The sequence below is a fragment of the Rhodococcus sp. NS-SX18 genome (assembly GCF_057367935.1).
Genome location: NZ_CM170633.1, coordinates 1,038,969 through 1,064,402, shown reverse-complemented (window position 1 = coordinate 1,064,402; position 25,434 = coordinate 1,038,969). Strand labels below are relative to the sequence as shown.

Genomic DNA, 25,434 nt, shown 5'->3' with positions numbered 1-25,434 from the left:
GGCCCTCACTCGACCGCGGCGTCCACCAGGGCCTCGACCTCGCCGACCAGGGACCGCCGGGACAGATCGTGCCCGTCCAGGGTGTGCACCCGCGCCGCCAGTGCGACGCTCGAGACCAGCCAGACACCATCTGCCACAACGAGATCCGCAGGACGGACCGGCTCGTACCGCACCACGAAGTTGTGGTCGCCCGCGACGTCGAACAGCGCCTGCTGGGTGGTGCCGGGCAGGATTCCCTGCTCCGGCGGCGGGGTGATCAGCGTGCGCCCGCGCGCGACGAGCACCGACGAACGTGGCCCTTCCAACACGAAACCCTCGCTGCTGATGTAGATCACATCGTCGGCGCCCAGAGACTCGGCATGCCGCAGCGCCGCCATGTTCGTCGCGTAGGACAGGGTCTTGGCCCCGAGCAGCTGCCACGGCGCCTTCGACGCGAGATCCACCGAGTAACCGCGTTCGAGCGTCACCACGGACACGCCGTCCGCGCGGGCCTTGTACACCCGTTCGGCCACCGGGGTCAGCAACAGGAACGCGGTCGGCTCGCTGCCGCCCTCCCGGCCGCGGGTGTACACCAGGCGCAACGCCCCCTCCCGCTCCGCGCCCCACTGGTCGACCGCGACGTCGATCGCCAGCCGCCAGTCCTCGCGCTCGGGCGCCGGCAGCCCCGCCGCCGCGGCGGAGGACACGAGCCGGCTCAGGTGCTGCTCGACGGTCCGCGCCCGCCCGCCGCGCACGAGGAGCGTCTCGAACACCCCGTCGCCCCGCAGCACCCCGATGTCGTCCGCGTGCAGCAGCGGCACATCCGCGTCCCGAACCTCGCCGTCCAGCGTCACCAGCACCCGCTCAGCCATGCGCACACCCTATCCATTCCGCCGGGCACAGACCCGCGCTCCTAGACTGGGTGTCGTGGCCGACACTCCCTTCGTGACCGACAGCCCACTTCTCGCTCGTCCCGGTGCCGTTCCCGCGCCGGCCGGCACCCCGGACACGGGACTGCCCTGGCACTACGGCGATCCGTTCGGCGAACAGCGCGCCGCCCTCACCGGTGTGGCCGTCGTCGACCGCTCGACCCGATTCGTCGTCGCGATTTCCGGCGAGGAACGCCTGAGCTGGCTCCACACCATCTCCAGCCAGCACGTCGCGCAGCTGCCCGACGGCGCCTCGGCGGAGAACCTCAGCCTCGATGCGCAGGGCCGCGTCGAGCACCACTTCGTACAGACCGACCTGAACGGCGTCACCTGGATCGACACCGAACCGCAGCGCGGGCCGGACCTGCTGACGTTCCTCACCAGAATGGTGTTCTGGTCCAAGGCCGAGCCGCGGGACGGCAACGAGATGGCCGTGCTGAGCCTGCTCGGTCCGCACGCCGGCGATGCCCCCGTCCTGGCCGCGCTGGGCATCGACGCCCTGCCCGCCGACGGCTACGCCGCGGTCGCCCTGCCCGGCGGCGGGCTCGTCCGGCGCATGCCCTGGCCCACCGACGACGCCTGGGACCTGCTCGTCCCCCGCGAGCAGCTCACCGACGTGTTCACGGCCCTGGTCGACGCCGGGGCCCGCCCGGCAGGAACCTGGGCGTTCGAGGCGCTGCGCGTCGTCGCGCTGCGCCCGCGGATCGGTCTCGACACCGACGAGCGCACCATCCCGCACGAGGCCCGCTGGATCGGCGGCCCGGCCGAGCACGGCGCCGTCCATCTCGACAAGGGCTGCTACCGGGGGCAGGAGACCGTCGCGCGGGTGCACAATCTCGGCAAGCCGCCCCGGCATCTCGTCCTGCTGCACCTCGACGGCTCCGCCGAGGGCCGGCCCGAACCCGGCGACCCGGTGACCGCCGACGGCCGCGCCGTCGGGCGGCTGGGCACCGTGGTCGACCACTTCGAGCTCGGCCCCGTCGCGCTGGCTCTGATCAAGCGGAACGTGCCCGTCGGCACGGCCCTCGTCGCCGGGCCCTGTGCCGCGGCGATCGATCCGGACTCGGTCCCCGACGACGCCACCGTGCAGGCCGGCCGGCTCGCCGTGGAACGGCTCCGGGGGCGGTGAGCCACCCGAACCCGCCGACCGGTCGGGTCGAGGCGGTCTGCGTGGTGCACACCGTCCGCGACAGCGGCACCCGCCGTGTCCCGCACACGGCCATCGACAAGCGTCCCGTGGCCGGACCCGTGCAGGTCCGGCCCCTCGGACTGGCCGGCGACCGGCAGTGCGACACCGACCATCACGGCGGTCGCCACAAGGCGGTCTACGCGTACGCCGAGGACGAGGCACGTCGCTGGGCCGACGAGCTCGGCCGTGAACTGCCCGCGGGGTGGTTCGGCGAGAACCTGCGTGTGAACAAGATCGCCACGTCGGATGCGGTGATCGGCGAGCGCTGGCGGATCGGCGCGGGCGGTCTGCTCCTCGAGGTCACCGGGCCGCGCACGCCGTGCGGGACGTTCGGGGTGTGGGCGCAGGAACCGGGCTGGGTGCGGCGGTTCGCCGCGCGCGGCGACACCGGGGCCTATCTGAAGGTGCTCGCCGAGGGCCCGGTGGAGGCGGGCGACGGGATCTTCGTCGTGCACGTACCCGAGCACGGAGTGACCGTGCGGGATCTGTTCACCGGCCGGGACCCGGCGCGGATCGCGGAGATGCTCGCGCAGCAGGACGACCTGTCCCCTAGTGTCGCCGACAAGGCTCGCAGACGAGTCGCCGGACGAGAGGTGCAGGTGGAGTATTGAGCGTCGAACTCGTGGAAGTGGTGCGATCGGGGTTCCGCGAATGCGTGCACCGCGGCTCGCTGGTCGTGCTCGACCCGGACGGTGAGGTGCGGCTCGCACTGGGCGAGATCCACACGCCGATCTATCCGCGGTCGTCGAACAAGCCGCTGCAGGCGGTGGCGCTGCTGCGGCAGGGTTTCGTGCCGCGCTCGACGGAGGAACTGGCGATCGCGACGGCCTCGCACGAGGGCGAGGCTGGGCACGTCCGGCTGGTGGAGGCACTGCTCGCCGCGCACGGATTCACCGAGGACGACCTGCAGTGCCCGCCGGACCTGCCCGGCAGCGAACCGGCCCGGGCGACGATCGTCGTCGCCGGTCACCCTCGGCGGACGGTGTACATGAACTGCTCCGGCAAGCACGCCGCGATGCTCGCGGCGTGCGCCGCGAACGGCTGGCCCGTCCGCGCCGGTTCGGACGAGCCGGGCTACCTCGACTCCGCCCATCCGCTGCAGCAGGCCGTGACCGAGACGATCCTCGAACTCGCGGGCGACGTCGAGGACACCGATCTCGGCATCGACGGGTGCGGCCTGCCGATCGTGCCGCTGCCCCTGTTCAATCTCGCCCGGGCCTATTCGCGGCTCGCGACTGCCGGGGCCGGGACGCCGGAACGGGCCGTGGCCGATGCGATCCGGAGTCATCCGCACCTCGTCTCGGGCACCGGCAAGGACGACGCCCGGCTGATGCCCGCGGTGCCGGGACTGCTGTGCAAGGCCGGGGCGGACGGCGTGCACGCGGGTGCCCTGCCGGACGGCACCGCGTTCGCACTGAAGATCGACGACGGCCACGAGCGGGCCCGTCTTCCCCTCACCGCCGCCCTGCTGCACCACCTCGGGGTGACGTGGTCCGAGGAGCACGCGGAGCTCGCGTCGCAGCCGGTGCTCGGCGGTGGCATCCGGGTCGGCACGGTCCGGGCTATCCCCGGAGTGCTCTGAACGCTCCCTCGTGACCGCATTTGCCCAGGTCGCCTGCGGGTGAGACCAATCGGACACCGCTGCCACCCGGTGTGTGGAGGCGGAACCGACTTTTCCACGCTAGAGTGGTGGCCAGGAAAATACTCAATTAACCGGGGCCGCCAAATTCCCCAGGCCGCCCCGTCAAGGCGCGAGGGGGTTAGCCATGGGCCGCGGCCGGGCTAAGGCAAAGCAGACCAAGGTTGCACGGGAGCTCAAGTACAGCTCACCGGCCACCGACTTCGAGAGCCTCCAGCGGGAATTGTCTGGCGGTACACCCAACTCGCACCGGGACGAGGTCTTCGCAGACCAGCGTTCCGGACCGGACGGTCGTTCCCCCTGGGACGACGACTACGACGACGACTGGCGTCGCTGACCCGAGCCTCACGCACAGGAGGGGGGAGTCGGACCACCGACTCCCCCCTTCGCTGGCACCCTCCTCGCCGTCCGGATCTCGCACACCGCTGCGAAACCCGGCCGGCAGGTGAGGCGATGCGGAAAACTTCGTCACCACGACGCGCAGCGCCCGGGCCGTCCTGCACGGCCCGGGCGCTGCGCGTATCGGTGCGATGCGTGTCCGGTGTCGGATCCGTTTCCGGTATCGGCCGACCGCCGCCGGCTCAGAACCGCGGGTGGTCGCCCACCAGCACGGCCCGCACGTCGTCCTGGTCCTGAGACTTGCGCACGGTGCCGAGCGTCCAGCAGTCGATGTGGCGCGCGGTGAGCACCGCGAGGGCCCGGTCGACGTCCTCGGGCGCGACGATCGCGACCATGCCGACGCCCATGTTGAAGGTCTTCTCCATCTCGGTCCGCTCGACGCGGCCGCGCTGGGCGATGAGCCCGAACACCGGGGCCGGGCTCCACGTGGTCCGGTCGAGTTCGGCGACGAGTCCCTTCGGCATCACCCGGGCCAGGTTGCCTGCGAGCCCTCCGCCGGTGACGTGGCAGAACGTGCGGACCTCGGTTTCGGCGGCGAGCGCGAGGCAGTCCTTCGCGTAGATCCGGGTCGGCTCGAGCAGTTCCTCGCCGAGGCTGCGGCTGAACTCGTCGACGTGCGCCGTCAGGCTCATCTTGCCGATGTCGAGAAGGACCTTGCGCGCCAGCGAATATCCGTTCGAGTGCAGCCCCGACGAACCCATGGCGATCACCACGTCGCCCGGGCGCACCCGGTCGGGCCCGAGCAGCCTGTCGGCCTCGACGACGCCGACGCCCGTGGCGGACAGGTCGTAGTCCCCGTCGGCCATCACGCCGGGATGCTCGGCGGTCTCGCCGCCGAGCAGGGCGCAGCCGGCCTGGACGCAGCCCGCCGCGATGCCGCCGACGATCTCGGCCACCCGCTCGGGCACCACGCGACCGACCGCGATGTAGTCCTGCAGGAAGAGCGGCTCGGCGCCGCAGACCACCAAGTCGTCGACGACCATCGCCACGAGGTCGAGGCCGACGGTGTCGTGCTTGTCGAGAGCCTGCGCCACCGCCAGTTTGGTACCGACCCCGTCGGTGGACGCCGCGAGCAGCGGTTCCTTGTAGTCGCCCTTGAGCGCGAACAGCCCCGCGAATCCGCCGAGGCCGCCGAGCACCTCCGGGCGGGTCGCCTTCTTCGCGTGCGGCGCGAACAGTTCGACGGCTCGATCGCCGGCCTCGATGTCCACGCCCGCCGCTGCGTAGGAAGCTCCGGGGGTTGTGTCCTCGGTCATGGGTTGTCGGCTCCAGCCTCGAGTTGTGGTGAACAGGTGTATCGGCATCGCTGCCGGACGCGCGGACGCACGCCGAAGCCCGCCGATCGCGCACCTCAAGGTACCCGACCGGGCCGGACCGCCGACGCGCGACGACGCGAAACCGGGGCCGCCGTCCTTGCGACGGCGGACGGGTCTAGGGACGGCTCAGGGCGTCCGCGTTGTCGTTGTCGAGCACCGGCGTGGCCCCCGCAGCCCCGCCGAGCATCCCTTCGAGCACGTTCTTCCCGACGGCGTGCTCCTTCGGCAGCGCGATCGGGTAGTGCCCGTCGAAGCATGCGGCGCACAGGCGCGAGGCGGGCTGCTCGGTGGCGCCGATCATCCCGTCGATCGAGATGTAGCCGAGGGAGTCCGCGCCGACCGAGCGGCGCACCATCTCCACCATCTCGTCGAAGTCGTGCCCGGTCCGCTCGGAGACGTCGCGGGTGCCGCCGCCGTTGGCGATCAGCTCGGCCGGGGATGCGAAGTCGATGCCGTAGAAGCACGGCCACTTCACCGGCGGCGACGCGATCCGCACGTGGATCTCGAGCGCACCGGCCTCGCGGAGCATCCGGATCAGGGCCCGCTGGGTGTTGCCACGCACGATCGAGTCGTCGACCACGACGAGTCGCTTGCCACGGATGACCTCGCGCAGCGGATTGAGCTTGAGCCGGATGCCGAGCTGGCGGATGGTCTGGCTCGGCTGGATGAAGGTGCGGCCCACATAGGCGTTCTTCATCAGGCCCTGGCCGTAGGGGATTCCCGAGCCCTGGGCGTAGCCGACGGCGGCGGGAGTGCCCGACTCCGGCACCGGAATGACCAGGTCCGCGTCGACCGGGTGTTCCTTGGCCAGTCGCCGGCCGATCTCGACGCGGGTGGCATGCACCGAGCGGCCCGCGATCGTCGAGTCCGGACGAGCGAGGTAGACGTACTCGAACACGCAGCCCTTGGGCTCCGGGTTGGCGAAGCGGCTCGAGCGGACGCCGTCGGCGTCGATGGCGAGCAGCTCGCCGGGCTCGATGTCGCGCACGAAGGACGCGCCGACGATGTCGAGCGCGGCGGTCTCGCTGGCCACGACCCAGCCGCGGTCCAGGCGGCCCAGGCACAGCGGCCGGATTCCCCACGGGTCGCGCGCCGCGTAGAGCGTGTGCTCGTCCATGAAGGTCAGGCAGAAGGCGCCGCGCAGGGTCGGCAGCAACTCGAGGGCCGCCTGCTCGACCGTGCTGTCGGCAGCGGCGTGCGCGAGCAGCGCGCCGACGATGTCGGAGTCGGTGGTGGCCGTGACCGCCCGCCGATCGTCGCCGAGGCCCAGCTCCCGGGCGCGCTGGGCGAGTTCGGCGGTGTTGACCAGATTGCCGTTGTGGCCGAGAGCGACGCCGGTGCCGGCCGCGGTCGTGCGGAAGATCGGCTGGGCGTTCTCCCAGGTGGTCGACCCGGTGGTGGAGTAGCGACAGTGCCCGATCGCGATGTGGCCGGACATGGCGGCGAGGGTCTGCTCGTCGAAGACCTGGCTCACCAGCCCGAGATCCTTGAACACCAGCACCTGGGAGCCGTCGGCGACGGCGATACCGGCCGCCTCCTGCCCCCGGTGCTGCAACGCATAGAGGCCGTAGTACGTGAGCTTGGACACATCCTCGCCCGGAGCCCAGACTCCGAAGACTCCGCACTCCTCACGGGGTTCGTTCTCGGGTTCCTCGGCTGCGAGGAGATTACGTGTGTGAACCGACAGATCGGCACTGGTCACCGGGGTGCTCCCTGGGGGCTGGACAAAAGAGAGGCAAGGCCATTCTACGGGTCGGCCGACGGTGCCCCGCTCCGACCGTCACCGGGGCCTCCTCCGTCGTGCGCAGCCGTTCCGGCTCACAACCGCAGCAGCGGCATCCAGTGCGCGATCTCCCCCGCACGGCTACCGGACGCGTCCAGCGATCCCGCGGCGGCGGCGTCGGCGAAATCGACGAGACCCGTGACCAGCCGCAGCCACGTCCGCGGGCCGGTTTCGACGACGTTGGGCGGGGTCCCCCGGGTGTGGCGGGGCCCCTCGATGCACTGCACCGCCACGAACGGCGGCACCCGCACCTCGACGCTGGATCCGGGCGCCGCCTGCTCCAGAGCGCGAGCGGTCAGGCGCACCGCCGTCGCGAGGTCGGCGCGGGCCGGTGCATCGACCGTCTCGTCCCGCAGCCACGGAACGACTCGCAGGACGGCGGCGCGGAGCTCGGCGGGGTCGAGGGGTTTGCGCGGTGCCACGGCGAGCCAGCCTAGCTACGCCGGGCGGCGTCGTCCTCTTCGGAGGGCAGCCCCGCCAGCCGCACCGCCACGGCCCCGCCGACGTTGAGCGCCAGGTGCAGCAGGGCGGGTGCGAGGACGCTGCCGCTGTGGCGGCGCAGCCGGTCGAAGACCATCGCCGAGAGTCCGGTGACGAGCACGGTGCCGAGCACGTGGTGACCGGCGTCCCGCGCGGGCTGCACATGCCACAGCCCGAACGCCGCCGCGTGCAGACCGGACGCGGCCGTGCCCGGACCGAGCAGCGCCGCGAGGACGCTGCGGAACAGCAGTTCCTCGGCGGCGACGGTGCCGAACGGAATGTGCAGCCCCACCCATTCGTAGAAGTCCTCGCGTTCGGCGCGGGCTTCGTCGACGAGCCGGACCCGCAGCGACGGGACGGCGAGCATGACTCCGTAGGCGGCCAGCGGGACGGCGGCGGCGGCCAGACCCCACCGCGCGCCGGACACGAGATGCCGCGGATCCAGTCCCAGCATCCCCCGCTCGACGCCCGCGGCCCGGGCCGCGAACACCGCGGCCGTGCCGACGGTCGCCGACAGCACGGCGCGCCCGCGCGGCCCGAGCCGGGTGGCCGGAAGCACCGCGCCCCAGCCCACGACCGCCGCGGCGACCGCCGGGCCGAGCCACGGCCGGCGGTGAATCCGTCCCGGCCGGCTCACTTCTCCGGTCCCTGCAGATCGTCGATGACGGTCAGCGCGAACCGCACCCGCTCGGTGTCGGCTTCGGTCCAGCCGGCGGGCGCAGTGACCGCGATCCAGCCGTCGAGCACCGTGGTGCCGTAGTTGTGACCGTGCCCGTCGGGCACCCCGGCGGCGTTGGTCAGGTCCGCCGAGACCTGCCAGAAGGTCACGAACGGGAACCAGCGCATCTGCGGAAGCCGGTCGGGGCCGGGCGGTTCGGACAGCCAGTCCGGCCGGCTGAAGATCAGGTCCGGGGACCACCACACCACCGGATCGGACGCGTGCTGCAGGTACAGGATCCGGGGGAACAGCCACGGGGTGTCGGGTTCCCCGATCGACTCGCGGTCGTCGGCGAAGCGCACCACCAGGCCGTCCGCGTACACCGGTTCGACCTCGGTCGTGCCCGGATCGCGGCGGTCGACGAGCTGGCGCCACAGGCGGTTCGAGTTGGGCGGGCCGACCCACAGGACGCCGTCGACGGTGTCACGGATCGCGGCGACCGTGTCGAAAGCGCCCTCCCCCGACTGAGTTCCGAGGCTCTCCCCGTACACGTACAGCTTCGGCCGATGCTCGGCGGACTGGGCGAGCCACCGGTTGTAGACCCGGTCGATCAGCATGTCGCCCGCGGCCGCGGCCTTCTCACGATCGGCGAGGAAGGAGATCCAGCTCGGCATGTACGAGTACTGCCACGCGACGAGGGCGACGTCGCCGTTGTGGACGAGTTCCATCATCATCGCCGCAGTCGGATTGACCCACCCCGTTCCGGTGGTCGGGATGATCACGAGCACCTCGCGGTCGAACGCGTCGGTGCGTTCGAGCTCGTCGATCACGACGTCGGCACGCGCCTCGGGGGTGTCGGCGGTCTCGAATCCGGAGTAGACCCGGATCGGTTCCCGGGCCGGGGCACCGTTGATCGCGGTCAGCTCGGCGGCGTCGAGACCTCGGCCGACGAAGTCGCGCCCCTGGTAGCCGAGCGTGTCCCACGCCGCGAACGACTCGGGGCTCCCGGACTTCTCAGGCACGAGCGGCTGCGTGACTCCCGGCCGGGTCTCGTCGTTCTGGATGCCGAACACCCAGTTGAGCCCCGCGTAGGCGCCCCGGGCCAGCACGCCGTCGATGAGCATGAACACCACCAGCACCACCAGCAGCGCCCCGAGCGAGCGCGCCGCCCCGGGCGGCATGCGCAGGCGCCGCACCAGCTGCCACGCGACGATCCCCGCGAGTTCACGCAGTCCGCGCCAGGTGGCGATCAGGGTGAGCGCGACGGCGGCGGCGAGCAGCAGGGTCCGCAGATACCCGCTGGTCGTGGTGCCCTCGGCGTTCATCAGCGCGGCCAGCTGACGTTGCTGCCGCGACGCGAACACGAGCGCCACCAGCGACGCGAGCACGGCGGCGACCGGCACCGCCACCTTGATCGCCCGCAGCACGGGCAACGGCGGCGGCCACCACGGCCGCCTCGCCAGCAGCCGGCCGCCGACCCAGCCGACGGCACATCCCACCCCGTAGCCGATGGCGACGTTGATGCCGCCGATGAGGCCCTGGAACAACCAGTCCCGAGGCAGCAGCGACGGAGTCAGCGACCAGCAGAAGAACAGGCCCGCGAAGGCTATGCCGGTGAAATCCAGGCTCAGCGCCCCCCACACCTGGGCGGTGTGGGGGTGACGGTCACCGAATTCGGTGACCGCGTCGATGATCCGGCCCTGCCGGGCCTCTATCGACGCCAGCCGATCGACCTGGGAACCGACCATCGCTCACCCGAACAGTGCCGGAAGTGTGCCCTCGTAGACCTCGCGCAGTTCGGCCGTCGGGACCGAGAACAGACCCTGCACCTCGACGGAGTCGGAGCCCTCGTCGACGACCCCGATCCGTACCCACGGCATGTTGCGCGCCGTGCACATGCCGGTGAAGCGGGTCTCCTCGGTGCGCGGCACCGCCACCAGCACCCGGCCTGCGGACTCGGAGAACAGGGTCACGAACGGATCCGCGTCCTCCGGCAGCAGGATCCGGCAGCCGGTCTCGCCGGCCAGCGCGGCCTCGACGACCGCCTGCGCGAGACCACCCTCGGACAGGTCGTGGGCGGCGGAGACCAGGCCGTCGCGCGAGGCAGCAGTGAGGATCTCGGCGAGCAGCCGCTCCCGCTCGAGGTCGACCTTCGGCGGCACGCCACCGAGGTGATCGTGCTCGACCTGCGCCCAGATCGAACCGTCGAACTCGTCGCGGGTCTCCCCCAGCAGGATGAGCGTCTCGCCCGGCTCGAGGCCGAGACCGGTGGGGATGCGCCGGTGCACGTCGTCGATCACGCCGAGCACGGCGACGACCGGGGTCGGCAGGATCGGGGTGGCCCCGGTCTGGTTGTAGAAGCTGACGTTGCCGCCGGTGACGGGAATGCCGAGCTGGGCGCACCCGTCCGCGAGACCGCGCACGGCCTGCTGGAACTGCCACATCACACCCGGATCCTCGGGCGAACCGAAGTTCAGGCAGTTGGACACGGCCTTCGGGGTGGCACCGGTGACGGCGACGTTGCGGTAGGCCTCGGCGAGGGCGAGCTGCGCCCCGGCGTACGGGTCGAGCTGGGTGTATCGGCCCGAGGCGTCGGTGGCCAGCGCGATCCCGCGGCCGGTCTGCTCGTCGACGCGGATCACGCCCGCGTCCGCGTGCTCGGCGAGCACCGTGTTGCCCCGCACGTAGCGGTCGTACTGCTCGGTGATCCACTTGCGGCTGCACAGCTGCGGCGAGCCGATCATCTTCAGCAGGGTCGACTTCAGCTCGTCGGGCGTCTGCGGCCGCTTCAGCCCCGCGGTGGTGTCCGCGACGAGCGCGTCCTGCGAGTCCGGGCGCTGCACCGGGCGGTGGTACACCGGGCCCTCGTGCGCGACGGTGCGCGGCGGCACGTCGACGACGGTCTCACCGTGCCAGGTGATCTCGAGCCGGTCCCCGTCGGTGACCTCGCCGATGACGGTGGCCAGCACGTCCCACTTCTTGCACACAGCCATGAACTCGTCGACGTTCTCGGGCGCGACGACGGCGCACATGCGCTCCTGGGACTCGCTCGAGAGCACCTCGGCGGGGGTCATGCCGGTCGCGCGCATCGGGACCCGCTCGAGCGCGACGTGCATGCCGCCGTCGCCGGCGGCGGCCAGCTCGGAGGTCGCGCAGGCGAGGCCGGCGCCGCCGAGGTCCTGGATGCCGACGACGAGCTTCTCGCGGTAGAGGTCGAGGCAGCACTCGATGAGCACCTTCTCGGTGAACGGATCCCCCACCTGCACCGCCGGCAGCTTCTTCCGGGACTTCGAGGGGCCAGCTTCGCCTTCGGCTTCGTGTCCGGAACCGGATTCGTCACCCTCGAAGGTCTCCGACGCCAGGACGGACACGCCGCCGATGCCGTCGAGGCCCGTGCGCGCGCCGAACAGGATGATCTTGTTGCCCGTGCCGGACGCGAACGCCAGGTGCAGGTCCTCCTTGCGCATCGCTCCGGCACACAGCGCATTGACGAGCGGGTTGCCGGCATAGGAGGCGTCGAAGACGGTTTCGCCGCCGACGTTGGGCAGGCCGAGGGAGTTGCCGTAACCACCGATACCGCGGACCACGCCGTCGACGACGCGCCGGGTGTCGGGCGCGTCCGCGGCGCCGAAGCGCAGCTGGTCCATGACCGCGATCGGACGCGCGCCCATCGCCATGATGTCGCGGACGATGCCGCCGACACCCGTCGCGGCGCCCTGGTACGGCTCGACGTAGGACGGATGGTTGTGGGACTCGACCTTGAAGGTGACCGCCCAGCCGTCGCCGATGTCGACGACGCCGGCGTTCTCACCGATGCCCGCGAGCATCGAGGCCCGCATCTCGTCGGTGGTGGTCTCCCCGAAGTACCGCAGGTGCACCTTGGAGGACTTGTAGGAGCAGTGCTCGGACCACATCACCGAGTACATGGCCAGCTCGGCATCCGTGGGACGACGGCCCAGGATCTCCCGGATGCGGGCGTATTCGTCGTCCTTCAGTCCCAGCTCGCGGAAGGGCTGGGCGACTTCGGGGGTTTCGGCGGCGTGGGTGACGGTATCCACCTGCGGTGACACTGGGCGTCGGGTCCCTTCACTCTGGGATCGAAACGGCAGGCCGGGCGCGCGCTGCCGCGGCCAGTCTATCCGGGCGCACGCCCGGCGCCGTCCACCGGTGCGGACCGCTGCGGCGGCCGCACCGCCGTCAAGGCGTCGAGGTCCACGCTCACCCGGTGCCCCGCGGCCTGGAGCGTCACCTTCCCCGTGTACTCCCCGTCGTAGCGGTACCACCCGTCGTCGAGCACGAACACCCCGAGCGTCGCGGGCTCGACGAGGTCGATCATCCAGTACACGGGGATACGGGCCTCGGCGTACTCGGAGAACTTGGTGACCCGATCGGTGCGGACGGTGCCCTCGGCCATGACCTCCACCACCAGCCGGACGTCGGCCGCCGTCGCACGGTCCGGATCGTCGTCCACCAGCGTCCGGTCGACGACGATGCCGTCCGGGCAGCGCACCGTCAGCGGGGTCTCGGTGAGCAGCACCTCCACGTCGCCGAGTACGGCGAGTTCCTTCGGCAGCTGATCGGCGAGCTGGGCGACCAGTCCGAACGCGACGTGCTGGTGCAGGTACCCGGGCCGCGGCGACGCCGACAGGACCCCCTCGCAGACCTCGACGTGGAACTGTTCGTACTCGGGCAGTTCCGCCCATTCGGCGAGGGTCAGCAGATGGTCGGGGAACGACGGGCCGGTCACAGGATCACCACCGTTCGCGCTCGGGCGTGTTGTCCCCTCAGTCTGGCACCGGATGCCGCACCGTGCCGGTCAGTTGGGCGGAGTGAGGAACGCCTCGAGCGCGCGGGCGTATGCGGTGACGTCCTTCGTTCCCATCAGTTCGCGCGCCGAGTGCATTGCGAGCTGCGGGGCCCCGACGTCGACGGTCGTCAGTCCGGTCCGGGAGGCGGTGATGGGGCCGATCGTCGAACCGCACGGCAGGTCGGCGCGATGCACGTAGCGCTGCAACGGCACTCCGGCCTGCTCGCAGGCGAGCGCGAAGGCAGCGGCACCGGCGGCGTCGGTGGCGTAGCGCAGGTTCTGGTTGACCTTGAGCACGGGGCCGCCGTTCACCGCGATGCGGTGGGCAGGCTCGTGGCGGTCGGGGTAGTTCGGGTGGGTGGCATGAGCCATGTCGCCGGAGGCCACCACCGAGCCGGCCATCGTCCGGAGGTAGTCCTCGCGGCCGCCGCCGCGGGCCAGCACGACCCGTTCGAGCACGGTGTTCAGCAGGTCGGAGAACGCCCCACGGTCGGACATGCTGCCGACCTCCTCGTGGTCGAACAGCGCGAGCAACGGCACCGGACCACCGTTCTCGGCGACGTGCCCGACGGCCGCGAGCAGCGCCGCGGTCCCGGCGTAGCACGTGCCCTGGTTGTCCAGGCGCGGCGCGCTGAGCAGGTCCGCATCCGCCCCGATCAGGGTGGACGGGGTGAGATCGTGGGTCATCAGCTCCCAGCCCAGGATCGCATCGGCCTCGACCTCGACGGCCTCCGCGAGGAAGGCGAGGAAGGACCGCGGCGCGGTGCCCACTCCCCACACGGCATTGACGTGGCGCTGCGGATCCAGTTGTACGCCCTTGCGGTCCTCCGACAGGTGGATGGCGAGTTGCGGGACCCGCAGGATCGGCCGGTCGACGCGCACGAGGACGTCCTCGGCCCCGCTGCCGGTCCGCACGGTGAGCCGGCCGGAGATGCCGAGATCGCGGTCCAGCCACGAGTTCAGCCAGGCTCCCCCGTACGGTTCGAGGCCGACCAGCTGCCAGCCCGCCGAGGCGAGATCCGGGTGCTGCTTGACCCGCAGGTTGGGGCTGTCGGTGTGGCCGCCGACGATCCGGAACGGGCGGGCGGGGTCGCCGTCGGCGCCTTCGGTGCTCCACGCGATCAGCGAACCGCCCCGCAGCAGGTAGTAGCGGCCAGGCTCGTTCGGCCACACCTCGGTCTCGGTGAGCTGTGTGAAGCCGGCGTCGGTGAGAGCGGCGGCGACGGTGGCGCACACGTGGAACGGCGACGGCGACAGATCCACGAAGTTGCACAGGCCCTGGGCGTCGGCGGGGGTGGTCGTAGGCATGGGTGCATCCTCGCACCGCCCGCACCGCTATACACCGCTAAAAGCACCAAAAGAACTAAAAGGAGCTAAAACTCCAGCTAGGCTGGCCCGGTGCGGAACCCGTTCAGACCGTCGTTCGGGGTGACGCCGCCCCTGCTCGTCGGGCGCGGCGACCTGGTGGAGGACTTCGGCGCCTCCCTCGACGACGGTCCGGGCGCGCCCGGACGCGCGACCCTCTACACCGGCGCACGCGGAGTCGGGAAGACGGTGATGCTCAACCAGGCCGAGGAGCAGGCCCGCCGCCGGGGCTGGCTGGTGATCTCCGAGACCGCCACCCCCGGGCTCGTCGACCGGCTCACCCGCGAGCATCTGCCCCTGCTGCTGCACGAGCACCGCGACCCACCGGCCCGGCGCCGGCTGTCCGGCGGGTCCGTCGCCGGGGTCTCGGTGAGCTGGACCGACGTCGCGGACGATCGGCCCGAGGCCGGCTTACGCCGGCAGCTCGAGGAGCTGACCGGCATCCTGGCCGACCACGGCACCGGGCTGCTGATCAGCGTGGACGAGATGCACCGCCGGCGCAGTGGCGACCTGCGCGAGCTCGGTGCCGTCGTCCAGCACGCGTTCCGGGAGGAGCGGGAGCTGGCGTTCGTCGGCGCCGGGCTCCCGGCCGCGGTGAGCGACCTGCTGAGCGACGACGTCGTCACGTTCCTGCGCCGCGCCGACCGGCACGTCCTCGGCCCCGTGTCCCTCGACGACGTCGCCGAGGCGATCCGCGTCCCCGTCGAGGAGTCGGGACGCTCGATCGGGGACGAGCAGTGCCGCACGGCCGCGGCCGCCACCGGCGGATACCCCTTCCTGATCCAGTTGGTGGGCCACAACGTGTGGCGCCGCCATCCGGACCGGGAACGCATCACCGCCGAGGACGTCGCCGACGGCATCGCGGCGGCCCGCCGGCGGATCGGCTCGCTCGTGCTCGAGCCGAGCCTGGCCGATCTGTCGCAGATCGACCGCAGCTTCCTCGTCGCCATGGCGGTCGACGACGGTCCCAGCCGGATCGGCGACGTCGCGCGACGCCTCGGCGTGAACGGCACCTACGCCAGCCAGTACCGGCTCCGGTTGATCAACGCCGAACTCGTCGAACCCGCCGGCTACGGCCGGCTCGACTTCACCATGCCCTACCTGCGCGAGTACCTGCGCGAGCATGCCGCCTCGATGGTCGTGCCGCCACGAGAAAGGTGACACGCCACCGCTCTACCGGAGAACCTCAGGAGTTGCTCGCCACGCAGAACTGGTTGCCGTCCGGGTCGGTGAGCGTGACCCACCGGAACCCGCCCATGTCCTGGCGGTGTACCTCGCTCGCGCCCGCCTCGACCAGCCGGCTCACCTCGGTGTCGAGGTCGGGCGCGACCAGGTCCAGGTGGATCCGGTTCTTGCCCGGTGTCGGATCCGGAACCTTCTGGAACCCGAGTTTCTGTGCAGTGCCGGGCATTCCGACGACGAAGAACCAGCCCTCGTTGTCCTGTTCGATCCGGCCGCCGGTCTGTTCGGCCCACCACGTGGCGAGCGGACCGGGGTCGGCGCTGTCGACGGTGATCATGCCGATGCTCAGTGTCATGGCCGGGACGGTAGCGGACGGGCCCGACAAGGTTGTGCCGCAACGGCACCGGGGTCGCCGTCAGCAGGCGGCGCGAACGAGTTGGGTGATGCGGTCCACCTGCTGATCGGTGGGGGTGACCTCGCCGTTGGCGGACAGTTCGGCGACGTTGTCGCGGATCTCCTCGTCGCTCGCACCGTCGTCGATCAAGGGACAGGTCTCGGTGACGATCGCCTCGATGGAGGCATCGTCCCTGCCGTCGGCCAGGTTCGGGTATCCCGTCCGGAACGTCGCGACGAACGTCCCCAGCTTCGCCGCGTCGACGGCACGTTCGACGACGCTGGAGGCGACGCTGCCGGCCGGGCGGGTGGTGCTCGCGGGCGCCGACGTCTCGTCGTCGGATCCGCAGGAGGTGAGGAGGAAAAGGGCGGCGACCGCCGCCACCACAGCAGTCCGGGTCTTCATGGTTCGAGCGTGACACGCCGCGGCGCTCCCGTACCCGGGAAAGGCGGAATTCGCGGCGAACCGCTGGGCTGAGGGCAGGTTCCGCCCGGCCGAGCGGTGGCCGGGACGGCCCCGGCAAAGATGCGTAATGCTACTCGAGACAACGACCGCGACATGCGGCATAGTGGTGCCCGGCACGGCCGATCGGGGGATTCGGCAGTGCCCGCCGGAGCCGGTTGGGGGCCGCTCCGGATCGGAGAAGAAGGGACCCCGCCGCCGATCGGGACGGCGACGGGGTCCTTTTCTCGTCATGTTCTCTCGTCACGTCGGACGACGATCGGGTCGACTCCCGGCTGCGACCTTCGCCGGATCCAGGTCCAACCGGCGCAGCAACTGCGCGTTCAGCGCCACGACGATCGTGGACACCGACATGAGCACCGCGGCGACCGCCGGCGGCAGCACCACCCCGGCGAAGGCCAGCACACCGGCCGCGAGAGGCACCGCGACGATGTTGTACCCGGTGGCCCAGACCAGGTTCTGCCACATCTTGCGGAAGCTCGCCTGCGACAGGGCGATGACCGACAGCACGGCGCGCGGGTCGTCGGCGGCCAGGACCACCCCGGCCGACTCGACGGCGACGTCGGTGCCGGCGCCGATGGCGATGCCGACGTCGGCCCGTGCCAGCGCCGGCGCGTCGTTGACGCCGTCGCCGACCATCGCGACGCGGTGCCCGCGGGCCTGCAGCTCGGCGACCTTCGCGTCCTTGTGTTCGGGTAGCACGTTCGCGAACACCTCGTCGATACCGAGGTCGGCGGCGACGGCGTCGGCCACCTGGAGCGCATCCCCGGTGATCATGGCGACCTTCACTCCGCGGGCGTGCAGGGCGTCGATCGCCTGCCGCGACTCCTCGCGTACCGCGTCCTCGAGCGCGACGGCTCCGAGCACCGCGCCGTCGCGCACGACGTGCAGCACCGACGCCCCGCGTGCGACCCAGGGTCCGGTCGCGGCCTCGACGTCGGCAGGAACGTGCGCCCGCAGGTCCGCGAGGACGGCCGGACCGCCGACGAACACGGTCGCGCCGTCCACCACCGCTCGCACCCCGCGTCCGGGCAGGGAGCGGAAGTCCTTCGCCGGCAACGTGGCCCGACCGCCGGCGGCGGCAACGACGGCGCGGGCGACGGGGTGCTCGCTGTCGGATTCGACGGCGGCGGCCAACGCCAGCAGGTCGTCCTCGGTGGTGCCGGCGGTGGCGACGACGTCGGTGACGACGTGCCGACCCTGGGTGAGGGTCCCGGTCTTGTCGAACAGGACGACGTCTACGCCGCGCATCCGCTCGAGCGACAGCCGGTCCTTGACGAGTACGCCGGCGCGGGCGGCGCGCTCGGTCGAGATGGCGATGACGAGCGGGATGGCCAGGCCCAGCGCGTGCGGGCACGCGATGACCAGGACCGTGACGGTACGGACGACGGCCTCGTCGACGTTGCCGAGCAGCGTCCACACGGCAAAGGTGAGGACGCCGGCGACGGTGGCGAAGTAGAAGAGGAAGGCGGCGGCCCGGTCCGCGAGCGCCTGGGCTCGCGAGGACGAAGCCTGTGCGTCGGCGACCATGCGCTGGATGCCGGCGAGGGCGGTGTCCTCCCCCACCGCGGTGACGCGTACGCGCAGCGCGCTGTCGGTGGCGATGGTGCCGGCGACGACGGTGTCGCCGACGGCGCGGGGCACGGCGCGGGACTCGCCGGTGATCATCGACTCGTCCACTTCGGCACGGCCGTCGACGACCCTGCCGTCGGCCGGGACGCGCGCACCGGCCCGCACGAGTGCGACGTCGCCGACGGCGAGGTCGCCGAGCGGGACCGGCACCACGCCGTCCGCGGTCACCTTCTCGGCGGTGTCGGGCAGCATCGCGGCCAGGGCGTCGAGTGCGCGCGACGCCGAGCCCAGCGCCCGCATCTCTAGCCAGTGCCCGAGCAGCATGATCACGATCAGCAGCGCCAGTTCCCACCAGAAGTCGAGGTCGAATCCGCCCAGTCCGAGGGTGGTCACCCAGGAGGCGGCGAACGCGACGCTGACGGCCATGGCGATGAGCAGCATCATTCCGGGCCGGCGATCGCGCAGCTCGTGCCACCCTCCGACGAGGAAGGGACTGCCGCCGTAGACGAAGACGACCGTGCCCAGGGCGGGCGAGACCCATCCGACCCACGCGGCGTCGGGCAGCGTGTAGCCGAGCAGATCGGCGAACATGGCGCTGAAGACCACGATCGGAACCGCGAGGACCAGGCTCACCCAGAATCTGCGCCGGAAGACCTCACCGTGCGGCCCGTGGCCGGCGTGCCGGTCCCGGACGCGACCGGTGTCCTGCCCTCCGGGTGGCGCGGTGTGGGCCGCGTGTCCGTGGTGTGCGAGCTGTGTCATGGCTTTCGCCTCGATCCGTTTCCGATTCCGTGGGCCCTTTCATTGATACCCCCTGGGGGTATCAATGAAAGGGGTGGGGTGGTCACGATTCGGTCACGGTGACGGGACTACCGCTCGAGCATGGCGCGCATCTCGTCGATCTCCGCCTGCTGAGCCGCGATGATCGACTCGGCGAGCTGCCGCGCCTCCGGGTTCACGCCCTCGGCCAGTTCGGTCTGCGACATCTCGATCGCACCCTCGTGGTGGACGATCATCATGGTCAGCCACATGCGGTCGAAGTCCATGCCGCGGGCCCCCATCATGGAGTCCCACTCGTCGTCGGACATCATTCCCGGCATGCCGCCAGGCATCCCCATGCCGCCGTGCCCCATTCCGTCCTCGTCCGGCGCCTCCTGCCCCCATTCGGCGAGCAGCGACTCCATCTGCTCCATCTCGGGAGCCTGGGCGGCCTCGATACGGGCGGCGAGGTCGATCAGTTGCGGATCCTCGCTGCGCTCGGGCACCGCCTGGGCCATCTGCACGGCTTGCGCGTGGTGGGGATACATCTCCTGCAGGAACTCGACGTCCGCATCGGTGAACTGCGCCTGCGCGGCCGGAGCCGAGGTCTGGGACGTGCCCGGAGCCGACGTCCCCGCCTGTTGCTGCGGCTCGTCGCTGCCACATGCCGCGATCACCAGGGCCAGCGGCACCGCCGCCGCTGCCGCTACTACTCTCTTGTTCCACAACATGATTCGAACGTACTCGCCGCACCGGCCGGGTCCGGCGCCGCAGCCCCGACCCGGCCGGTCCTTCATCGAAACTTCATCGGCCGCGAGGCCCGCCTACATGCGGCGGCGCGCACACTCGTCACAGGAGGTGCGCGATGATGGGTTGGTACGGCGGCGCGGGCTGGGCCGCGGCCCTCGCGATGGGTCTGTTCTGGCTGGTGCTCGCCGCGGTGGTGGTATGGGCGGTGGTCCGGGCGGCGGCACCACCGGATCCCGGCGACGACGCCCGCCGGATCCTCGATCGGCGCCTCGCCTCCGGCGAGATCGACCTCAAGACCTACCGAGCGTTGCGCGACGAACTGGACGCGCGATCACCGCGACGGACGCGGCGATGACCGGCCGGCTCGGCACGCGAGGCAGTTCCTCGATCGCCGGGCACGGCCGGCGGGTAGCCCATCCGGCCCGCGACCAGGGACGGGCGGCGGTGAGCGCTGGGTACCCTGGCCGCGTGCACACCTCCGGTCCGCGCATCCTCGTAGTCGACGACGAAGCAGCCCTGGCGAAGGTGGTGGCCAGCTACCTCGAACGGGAGGGCTTCGAGGTCGCACTCGCCCACGACGGGCCGACGGCCGTCGCGCTCGCCCGGCGAACGGATCCGGTGCTCGTGGTGCTCGACCTGATGCTCCCGGGTTTCGACGGGATCGAGGTGTGCCGGCAACTGCGGACGTTCTCCGACGCGTACGTGCTCATGCTCACCGCCCGGGGCGACGAGGTGGACAAGGTGATCGGCTTGTCGGTCGGCGCCGACGACTACGTCGTGAAGCCTTTCGGGCCGAGGGAACTCGTCGCCCGAGTACGGGCCATGCTGCGCCGTCCCCGGAGCGGCACCGCGGCGGAGGCACCGCGGCGCATCGGCGGGCTCGTCGTCGATCCGGTGTCGCGCACCGTCTCGGTCGACGACGCACCCGTCGCACTGACGCGTACGGAATTCGATGTGCTGCTGGCACTTTCGGACCGACCGTCGGCGGCGCTGTCGCGGCGGCAGATCATCGACGAGGTGTGGGGCCCGAACTGGTTCGGCGACGAGCACATCGTCGACGTCCACATCCGGGCGCTGCGCCGCAAGCTCGGTGACGACGCCGCCGCCCCCCGATTCGTCCGTACGGTGCGCGGGGTCGGATACGCGATGGAGGCCACGGGGTGAACCGGCTGGGACTGCGGGGGCGGCTGCTGATCGCGCAGTTGCTCGTGCTGTTCGTCGGGGCGGCGACGCTCACCGTGGTCGCGACGCTGGTGGCGGCCCCGCTGTTCCACTACCACCTCGCTCACGCGGGAGTGGAGGACGCGCAGGTGCGCCTGCACACCGAGGAGGCGTTCGCCCAGGCCGGGGCCGTCGCGCTCGCCGCCGGTGCGGCCGTCGCGCTCGGGGCCGCGGCGATCACGTCCGTCGTCCTGATGCGCCGCATCACCGCGCCGGTGAGCCGGCTGGTCGAGGCCACGGGCCACGTCGCCCGCGGCCGCTACGACGCGCCGATCACCCGGTCCGGCGATGCGGACTTCGCCCGGCTCGAGAATGCCTTCGCCGACATGGCGGGCCGCCTGTACACCACCGAGCTCTCCCGCCGCCGGCTCCTCGACGACCTCGCCCACGAACTGCGCACCCCCGTCGCGACGCTCGAGGCCTATCTGGAGGGCATCGAGGACGACGTGCTGCCTGCCGACGCCACCTCGTGGCAGGTGATGCACCATCAGCTCGACCGGTTGCGGCGTCTCGTGTCGGACCTGTCCGATCTCTCCGCCGCGGACGAGCACGCACTCGACCTGCACCCCGAGGAGGGCGACCTCGCCGCGACGGTGGCGGCGTCGGTGTCGGCCGCGGCCCCGCGGTTCGCCGACAAGCAGGTCGGACTCGAGGCGGAACTGCCCGAGTCGCTGCCGCCGGTCCGGTTCGATCCGCAGCGCGTCGCACAGATCCTGACGAACCTGCTCGAGAACGCCCTACGGCACACGCCGGCCGGGGGCCGGGTGGTCGTCACGGGCGAGCGAGCGGACCGGGCGACCGTACGGGTGCGGGTGCGCGACACGGGCGGCGGCATACCCGCGGATCAGCTCGACGCGGTGTTCGAACGGTTCCATCGGGTCGATCCGGCCCGCAGCCCCGGCGGCAGCGGCCTGGGTCTGACCATCGCGCGCAGCCTCGCCCGCGCCCACGGCGGCGATCTCACGGCCGCGAGCGACGGGCCGGGGCGGGGTGCCCGCTTCGACCTGACCCTGCCTGCGAACGGAGGTCAGGCGGAGACGACCGCGTCGAGAACGCTGTAGAACATGCCGAGCCCGTCGTCGCTGGGGCCCGTGAGCGCTTCGGTGGCGTGCTCGGGGTGCGGCATCAGACCGACGACGCGGCCGTTCGCCGACGAGATGCCCGCGATGCCGCGCTGTGAGCCGTTCGGGTTGTCGCCGGCGTAGCGGAACACCACGCGGCCCTCACCCTCGAGTTCGTCCAGCACCTTCTCCGAGGCCTGGAACCGGCCCTCACCCGACTTGAGCGGCACCAGGATCTCGGCACCGGCCTCGTAACGGGTGGTCCACGCGGTGTCGTTCGACTCCACCCTCAGCCACTGGTCGCGGCAGATGAAGTGCAGGCCCTCGTTGCGGGTGAGGGCACCCGGCAGCAGACCGGCCTCGCACAGCACCTGGAAGCCGTTGCAGATGCCGAGCACCGGCATACCGCCCCGAGCGGCCTCGACGACCTTGCCCATGACCGGGGCGAATCGCGCGATGGCGCCGCAGCGCAGGTAGTCGCCGTAGGAGAAGCCACCCGGCACGATCACCGCGTCGACTCCCCCCAGGTCGGCGTCGCCGTGCCAGAGGCTGACCGCCTCACCGCCGGCGAGTTCGACGGCGCGGGCCGCATCGATGTCGTCGAGCGTGCCCGGGAAGGTGATGACCCCGACGCGTGCACTCATGCGTCACCGTCGATCCGGCGCACGGTCCAGTCCTCGATGACCGTGTTGGCGAGCAGCGCCTCGGCGATCTTCTCGACCTCGGCGTCGCCGACGCTGCCGTCGACCTCGAGCTCGAAGCGCTTTCCCTGACGGACGTCGGACACGCCCGCGAAGCCCAGTCGCGACAGCGCCCCGACAATGGCCTGGCCCTGCGGATCGAGAATCTCGGCCTTGGGCATGACTTCGACGACGACACGAGCCACGTGCTGCTCCTCGGTAGTAGTGCTGGCGCCCGGGGACGGACACCGGACGTCCCGCAGTTTACCGGCCGTCTCCGGGCGGCCCGGAATCGGCAGGGCCGCACGCCGGCAGGGCCGTCACGGCCGCGGCGGCTGCTGCTCGGCGAGCGACGCCGTGAAGTTCTCGACGATCTCGGCCGCGAGGGTACGGACCTTCACGTTCGTCGCTTGGGACATCGCCGACAGCTGGGCGAACGCGGTGTCCGCGTCGACCCGGTGCGCGGCCATGAGCAGGCCGACGGCGCGGCTCGTGACACTCCGGGTATCCAAAGCGATCCGGAGCGAGGCGGCCTCGTGCGCACTCGCGGCGAGCAACTCCTCCCGTAGCCGCGACATCTCCAGGTGCACCCGGACCCGCGCCGTGAGCTCGCTGGGATGGAACGGCTTGACCACGTAGTCGTCGGCACCGGCCCGCAGCCCCTCGACGGCGGACTCCGATCCGGCCCGGGCCGTGAGCAGGATCACCGGAAGCCGCGCCAGCCGTTCGTCGTCGCGCACGGCCTGCAGCAGCGACAACCCGCTCCGCCCCGGCAGCATGACGTCGGTGAGGAGCAGGTCGGGAAGCTCGGACCGGATTCGCTCGAGCGCGGACTCGGCGTCGGCCGTGACGTCGACGTGCCAGCCCTGGGCGGTGAGCAGGCCGGCGAGATGGTCACGCATGTCCGCGTTGTCCTCGACGAGGAGGATGGACGGTTGTCCCTCGCGCGGTCCGGCCGCGGGCACCGCGACGGGCCGCCACGCCTCGACCTCCCCCAGGTACGCCGCGCCGGCCGAGGCGACGACGTCGTCCGCGGCACCGGGCGGCGGCTGGGCACTCGGCACCGCGGGCACCGTCACCGTGAACACCGACCCGTGCGGAGCGACGTCGTCGACGGAGACCGAACCGCCCAGTGCGGCGACGAACTGCGCGACGAGGGACAGCCCGATGCCCGACCCTTCGCGGCTGCGGCCGGACCGGTCGCCGACCTGGTAGAAGCGGTCGAAGATCCTGCCGCGCTCGGCCTCCGCGATGCCCGTGCCCGTGTCGGCGACACGCAGCACGAGGTTCGCCCCGTCACCCCGCAGGGTCACCGAGACCGACCCCGCCTGGGTGAACTTGATCGCGTTGGACAACAGGTTCAGCACGATGTGTGTCCACATCGCGCGGTCGATGGCCACGTACCGGCTCGGCACATCGTCGACGTCGACCTCGAGCGCGAGCCCCGCGCGGTCCGCCGTGTCCCGGAACAGCTCGGCACCGTCGCGCGTGACCGCGACGATGTCGGTGGGCTCGCTGTGGGCGGCGAGCCGACCGGCGTCCCCCCGGGCGACGTCGAGGAGCATGTCGACGAGCCGCTGCAGACGCAGGGCGGCCCGTCGCGCCGCGGCCACGGCGGCGACCTGGGCGGGAGGCAACGCGGCGGTGTGCTCGTCGAGCAGGGTCTGCAGCGGGCCGAGGAGCAGCGTCAGCGGGGTGCGGAACTCGTGGCTGACATTCTCGAAGAACCGGCTCTTGGCGGCGTCGAGCTCGGCGAGTTCGGCCGCTCGCCGGCGTTCGGCCTCGTAGGCCTGCGCATCGGACAGGGCCGTGGACACGCGCACCGCGACCATGTCCAGGAACACCCGGTACTGCTCGTTGAGCTCGCGGAACCGGCTGATGCCGAGCACGAGGGAGCCGGGCCGGCCACCAGCGGAGACCGGGAGCGGCAGGACCACCGCGGTGTCGCCGTCGGGACCGAGATCCGCGACGGTCTCGGCCTTGCCGGACTCGGCGACCCGGGCGATCACCTCCGACAGGTCCGACGCGGCGCCGGGAACGGTGCCGAACTCGGCAACCGTCGCCATCTTCTCGTCGCAGCACAGGTGGGCACTGCCGAACGGCAGATCCTCCCCGTGGCCGGCGAGCAGGCCGAGGGCGGCCCGGCAGGCGTCGTGGGCGGTGTCCGTCTCCGTCATTGCGAGCTGGCCGAGTTCGCGCAGGACGGCGGTCCGGCGCTCGGCGAGCACCTGCTCGGTGACGTCGGTGGTGGCGACGAAGATCCCGGCGACGGTGCCGTCGGCGGCGCGGACCGGACTGTAGGAATACGTCCAGTAGGTCTCCTCGATGTATCCGAAACGACGGATCGACAGTTCCATCCGCTCCGAGAGGGTCGACCGGCCGCGCCGAGCCTGTGCGAACAGGGGAGCGAGGGAGTCCCACACCTCGGCCCAGCACTCGGCGACCGGTTGGGCAACCGCCGCGGGGAACTTCTCGCCGAGGAGGGGCCGGAAGGCGTCGTTGAAGATCTGAACGAGGTCCGGCCCCCAGCACAGCAGCATGGGTACCCGGGACGGGACGACGGTCCGCACGGCCGCAGTCAGTTCGGGTGGCCAGGTGTCGATCGGCCCCAGCTGGGTCGCCGCCCAGTCGGCATCGCGGTGGGCGGTCGCGGTCGGATCCGGCCCCGGGAACAGGGTGCGGGCCGAAGTTGCGTCGTCCACCTCGTTGCCTCACATGTTGCCGTCGGTCCTGTCGGAGCTTCTCAGGATAGAACGGGCCGGCACGAGCTTCGTGGTCTCGCCGCACAGGGGTGGTGCACACGAGTGCC

24 protein-coding genes are annotated in these 25,434 nt (G+C 71.6%); 8 read left to right on the top strand and 16 right to left on the bottom strand.

Going from position 1 to position 25,434, the window contains the following annotated elements; translation table 11 throughout:
• Nucleotides 1–5 precede the first annotated feature (5 nt).
• Complete coding sequence (locus AC2IPW_RS04900) at nucleotides 6–851, bottom strand: aminodeoxychorismate lyase (RefSeq protein ID WP_486376407.1); 846 nt, start codon at nucleotides 849–851, stop codon at nucleotides 6–8.
• Between the two features lie 55 nt (nucleotides 852–906).
• Between AC2IPW_RS04900 and ygfZ the strand changes: the two genes are divergently transcribed.
• The 4 genes from ygfZ (at nucleotide 907) to AC2IPW_RS04880 (ending at nucleotide 4,073) form a co-directional block, all read left to right on the top strand.
• Nucleotides 907–2,037, top strand: coding sequence for a CAF17-like 4Fe-4S cluster assembly/insertion protein YgfZ (ygfZ, locus tag AC2IPW_RS04895; RefSeq protein ID WP_003936525.1), 1,131 nt, complete (start codon nucleotides 907–909; stop codon nucleotides 2,035–2,037).
• Nucleotides 2,034–2,708, top strand: coding sequence for an MOSC domain-containing protein (locus AC2IPW_RS04890; protein WP_486376406.1), 675 nt, complete (start codon nucleotides 2,034–2,036; stop codon nucleotides 2,706–2,708). The genes ygfZ and AC2IPW_RS04890 overlap by 4 nt, the downstream gene beginning before the upstream one ends.
• Nucleotides 2,705–3,679 (top strand): asparaginase, encoded by a 975-nt coding sequence (locus AC2IPW_RS04885; RefSeq protein ID WP_003936527.1) that lies wholly within the window; start codon nucleotides 2,705–2,707, stop codon nucleotides 3,677–3,679. Before AC2IPW_RS04890 ends, AC2IPW_RS04885 begins: the two co-directional genes overlap by 4 nt.
• A gap of 184 nt (nucleotides 3,680–3,863) precedes the next feature.
• Nucleotides 3,864–4,073 carry a DUF3073 domain-containing protein gene (locus AC2IPW_RS04880; RefSeq protein ID WP_003936528.1) on the top strand — a complete coding sequence of 70 codons (210 nt, stop codon included), beginning with the start codon at nucleotides 3,864–3,866 and terminating at the stop codon, nucleotides 4,071–4,073.
• Between the two features lie 244 nt (nucleotides 4,074–4,317).
• Here the strand turns inward: AC2IPW_RS04880 and purM are convergent, their stop codons facing one another.
• From purM to AC2IPW_RS04840, 8 genes are all read right to left on the bottom strand, one after another.
• Nucleotides 4,318–5,391, bottom strand: a complete 1,074-nt coding sequence (gene purM, locus AC2IPW_RS04875) for a phosphoribosylformylglycinamidine cyclo-ligase (protein WP_026137732.1) — start codon at nucleotides 5,389–5,391, stop codon at nucleotides 4,318–4,320.
• A gap of 175 nt (nucleotides 5,392–5,566) precedes the next feature.
• A complete protein-coding gene (purF, locus tag AC2IPW_RS04870; RefSeq protein ID WP_003936530.1) occupies nucleotides 5,567–7,153 on the bottom strand; it encodes an amidophosphoribosyltransferase in 1,587 nt (528 codons plus the stop codon).
• 116 nt (nucleotides 7,154–7,269) lie between these two features.
• Nucleotides 7,270–7,656: a sterol carrier family protein gene (locus AC2IPW_RS04865; protein ID WP_450119593.1), complete on the bottom strand. Its 387-nt coding sequence runs from the start codon at nucleotides 7,654–7,656 to the stop codon at nucleotides 7,270–7,272.
• Between the two features lie 11 nt (nucleotides 7,657–7,667).
• Complete coding sequence (locus tag AC2IPW_RS04860; protein WP_003936532.1) at nucleotides 7,668–8,351, bottom strand: CPBP family intramembrane glutamic endopeptidase; 684 nt, start codon at nucleotides 8,349–8,351, stop codon at nucleotides 7,668–7,670.
• Nucleotides 8,348–10,120 (bottom strand): alpha/beta hydrolase, encoded by a 1,773-nt coding sequence (locus AC2IPW_RS04855; protein ID WP_416062798.1) that lies wholly within the window; start codon nucleotides 10,118–10,120, stop codon nucleotides 8,348–8,350. Before AC2IPW_RS04855 ends, AC2IPW_RS04860 begins: the two co-directional genes overlap by 4 nt.
• Before the next feature lie 3 nt (nucleotides 10,121–10,123).
• Nucleotides 10,124–12,442 (bottom strand): phosphoribosylformylglycinamidine synthase subunit PurL, encoded by a 2,319-nt coding sequence (purL, locus tag AC2IPW_RS04850; protein WP_416062797.1) that lies wholly within the window; start codon nucleotides 12,440–12,442, stop codon nucleotides 10,124–10,126.
• A 65-nt stretch (nucleotides 12,443–12,507) separates the two neighbouring features.
• Nucleotides 12,508–13,119 (bottom strand): Uma2 family endonuclease, encoded by a 612-nt coding sequence (locus AC2IPW_RS04845; RefSeq protein WP_416062796.1) that lies wholly within the window; start codon nucleotides 13,117–13,119, stop codon nucleotides 12,508–12,510.
• Nucleotides 13,120–13,188: 69 nt separating this feature from the next.
• Nucleotides 13,189–14,487 (bottom strand): M18 family aminopeptidase, encoded by a 1,299-nt coding sequence (locus tag AC2IPW_RS04840; protein WP_486376405.1) that lies wholly within the window; start codon nucleotides 14,485–14,487, stop codon nucleotides 13,189–13,191.
• Nucleotides 14,488–14,577: 90 nt separating this feature from the next.
• On the opposite strand from AC2IPW_RS04840, the gene AC2IPW_RS04835 reads away from it, so the two are divergent.
• Complete coding sequence (locus AC2IPW_RS04835) at nucleotides 14,578–15,705, top strand: ATP-binding protein (RefSeq protein WP_416062794.1); 1,128 nt, start codon at nucleotides 14,578–14,580, stop codon at nucleotides 15,703–15,705.
• 25 nt (nucleotides 15,706–15,730) lie between these two features.
• On the opposite strand, the gene AC2IPW_RS04830 is transcribed toward AC2IPW_RS04835, so the two are convergent.
• From AC2IPW_RS04830 to AC2IPW_RS04815, 4 genes are all read right to left on the bottom strand, one after another.
• The gene (locus tag AC2IPW_RS04830; protein ID WP_003936538.1) at nucleotides 15,731–16,081 is read right to left on the bottom strand and encodes a VOC family protein; all 351 of its coding nucleotides are present in this window, start codon (nucleotides 16,079–16,081) and stop codon (nucleotides 15,731–15,733) included.
• A gap of 60 nt (nucleotides 16,082–16,141) precedes the next feature.
• Nucleotides 16,142–16,507, bottom strand: a complete 366-nt coding sequence (locus tag AC2IPW_RS04825; protein WP_289378198.1) for a hypothetical protein — start codon at nucleotides 16,505–16,507, stop codon at nucleotides 16,142–16,144.
• A 318-nt stretch (nucleotides 16,508–16,825) separates the two neighbouring features.
• Entirely contained in the window at nucleotides 16,826–18,916 is a 2,091-nt protein-coding gene (locus tag AC2IPW_RS04820) for a copper-translocating P-type ATPase (RefSeq protein ID WP_450119598.1), read from the bottom strand.
• 107 nt (nucleotides 18,917–19,023) lie between these two features.
• On the bottom strand, nucleotides 19,024–19,644 hold the full coding sequence (locus AC2IPW_RS04815) for a DUF305 domain-containing protein (RefSeq protein WP_486376404.1): 621 nt from the start codon (nucleotides 19,642–19,644) through the stop codon (nucleotides 19,024–19,026).
• A gap of 134 nt (nucleotides 19,645–19,778) precedes the next feature.
• On the opposite strand from AC2IPW_RS04815, the gene AC2IPW_RS04810 reads away from it, so the two are divergent.
• Genes AC2IPW_RS04810 through AC2IPW_RS04800 form a run of 3 tightly spaced genes read left to right on the top strand, consistent with a single transcriptional unit; the run spans nucleotide 19,779 to nucleotide 21,945 of the window.
• Nucleotides 19,779–20,018: an SHOCT domain-containing protein gene (locus AC2IPW_RS04810; protein ID WP_486376403.1), complete on the top strand. Its 240-nt coding sequence runs from the start codon at nucleotides 19,779–19,781 to the stop codon at nucleotides 20,016–20,018.
• Nucleotides 20,015–20,827 carry a response regulator gene (locus tag AC2IPW_RS04805; protein WP_486376402.1) on the top strand — a complete coding sequence of 271 codons (813 nt, stop codon included), beginning with the start codon at nucleotides 20,015–20,017 and terminating at the stop codon, nucleotides 20,825–20,827. The genes AC2IPW_RS04810 and AC2IPW_RS04805 overlap by 4 nt, the downstream gene beginning before the upstream one ends.
• On the top strand, nucleotides 20,824–21,945 hold the full coding sequence (locus tag AC2IPW_RS04800) for a sensor histidine kinase (RefSeq protein ID WP_486376401.1): 1,122 nt from the start codon (nucleotides 20,824–20,826) through the stop codon (nucleotides 21,943–21,945). The genes AC2IPW_RS04805 and AC2IPW_RS04800 overlap by 4 nt, the downstream gene beginning before the upstream one ends.
• On the opposite strand, the gene purQ is transcribed toward AC2IPW_RS04800, so the two are convergent.
• The 3 genes from purQ to AC2IPW_RS04785 all read right to left on the bottom strand — a co-directional run bounded on the left by purQ (nucleotide 21,912) and on the right by AC2IPW_RS04785 (nucleotide 25,327).
• Nucleotides 21,912–22,589: a phosphoribosylformylglycinamidine synthase subunit PurQ gene (purQ, locus tag AC2IPW_RS04795; RefSeq protein WP_486376400.1), complete on the bottom strand. Its 678-nt coding sequence runs from the start codon at nucleotides 22,587–22,589 to the stop codon at nucleotides 21,912–21,914. The genes AC2IPW_RS04800 and purQ overlap by 34 nt on opposite strands.
• Nucleotides 22,586–22,831, bottom strand: a complete 246-nt coding sequence (purS, locus tag AC2IPW_RS04790) for a phosphoribosylformylglycinamidine synthase subunit PurS (protein WP_003936546.1) — start codon at nucleotides 22,829–22,831, stop codon at nucleotides 22,586–22,588. The genes purQ and purS overlap by 4 nt, the downstream gene beginning before the upstream one ends.
• Before the next feature lie 114 nt (nucleotides 22,832–22,945).
• Nucleotides 22,946–25,327, bottom strand: a complete 2,382-nt coding sequence (locus AC2IPW_RS04785) for a response regulator (RefSeq protein WP_486376399.1) — start codon at nucleotides 25,325–25,327, stop codon at nucleotides 22,946–22,948.
• Between the last annotated feature and the right edge of the window lie 107 nt (nucleotides 25,328–25,434).

What these genes read in the sequence shown, in the direction of transcription:
- AC2IPW_RS04900 (WP_486376407.1), bottom strand. Translation starts at nt 851, where the DNA reads ATGGCTGAGCGGGTGCTGGTGACGCTGGACGGCGAGGTTCGGGACGCG.
- AC2IPW_RS04880 (WP_003936528.1), top strand. Translation starts at nt 3,864, where the DNA reads ATGGGCCGCGGCCGGGCTAAGGCAAAGCAGACCAAGGTTGCACGGGAG.
- purM (WP_026137732.1), bottom strand. Translation starts at nt 5,391, where the DNA reads ATGACCGAGGACACAACCCCCGGAGCTTCCTACGCAGCGGCGGGCGTG.
- AC2IPW_RS04855 (WP_416062798.1), bottom strand. Translation starts at nt 10,120, where the DNA reads ATGGTCGGTTCCCAGGTCGATCGGCTGGCGTCGATAGAGGCCCGGCAG.
- AC2IPW_RS04840 (WP_486376405.1), bottom strand. Translation starts at nt 14,487, where the DNA reads ATGCCTACGACCACCCCCGCCGACGCCCAGGGCCTGTGCAACTTCGTG.
- AC2IPW_RS04830 (WP_003936538.1), bottom strand. Translation starts at nt 16,081, where the DNA reads ATGACACTGAGCATCGGCATGATCACCGTCGACAGCGCCGACCCCGGT.
- AC2IPW_RS04820 (WP_450119598.1), bottom strand. Translation starts at nt 18,916, where the DNA reads ATGACACAGCTCGCACACCACGGACACGCGGCCCACACCGCGCCACCC.
- AC2IPW_RS04815 (WP_486376404.1), bottom strand. Translation starts at nt 19,644, where the DNA reads ATGTTGTGGAACAAGAGAGTAGTAGCGGCAGCGGCGGCGGTGCCGCTG.
- AC2IPW_RS04810 (WP_486376403.1), top strand. Translation starts at nt 19,779, where the DNA reads ATGATGGGTTGGTACGGCGGCGCGGGCTGGGCCGCGGCCCTCGCGATG.
- AC2IPW_RS04805 (WP_486376402.1), top strand. Translation starts at nt 20,015, where the DNA reads ATGACCGGCCGGCTCGGCACGCGAGGCAGTTCCTCGATCGCCGGGCAC.
- purQ (WP_486376400.1), bottom strand. Translation starts at nt 22,589, where the DNA reads ATGAGTGCACGCGTCGGGGTCATCACCTTCCCGGGCACGCTCGACGAC.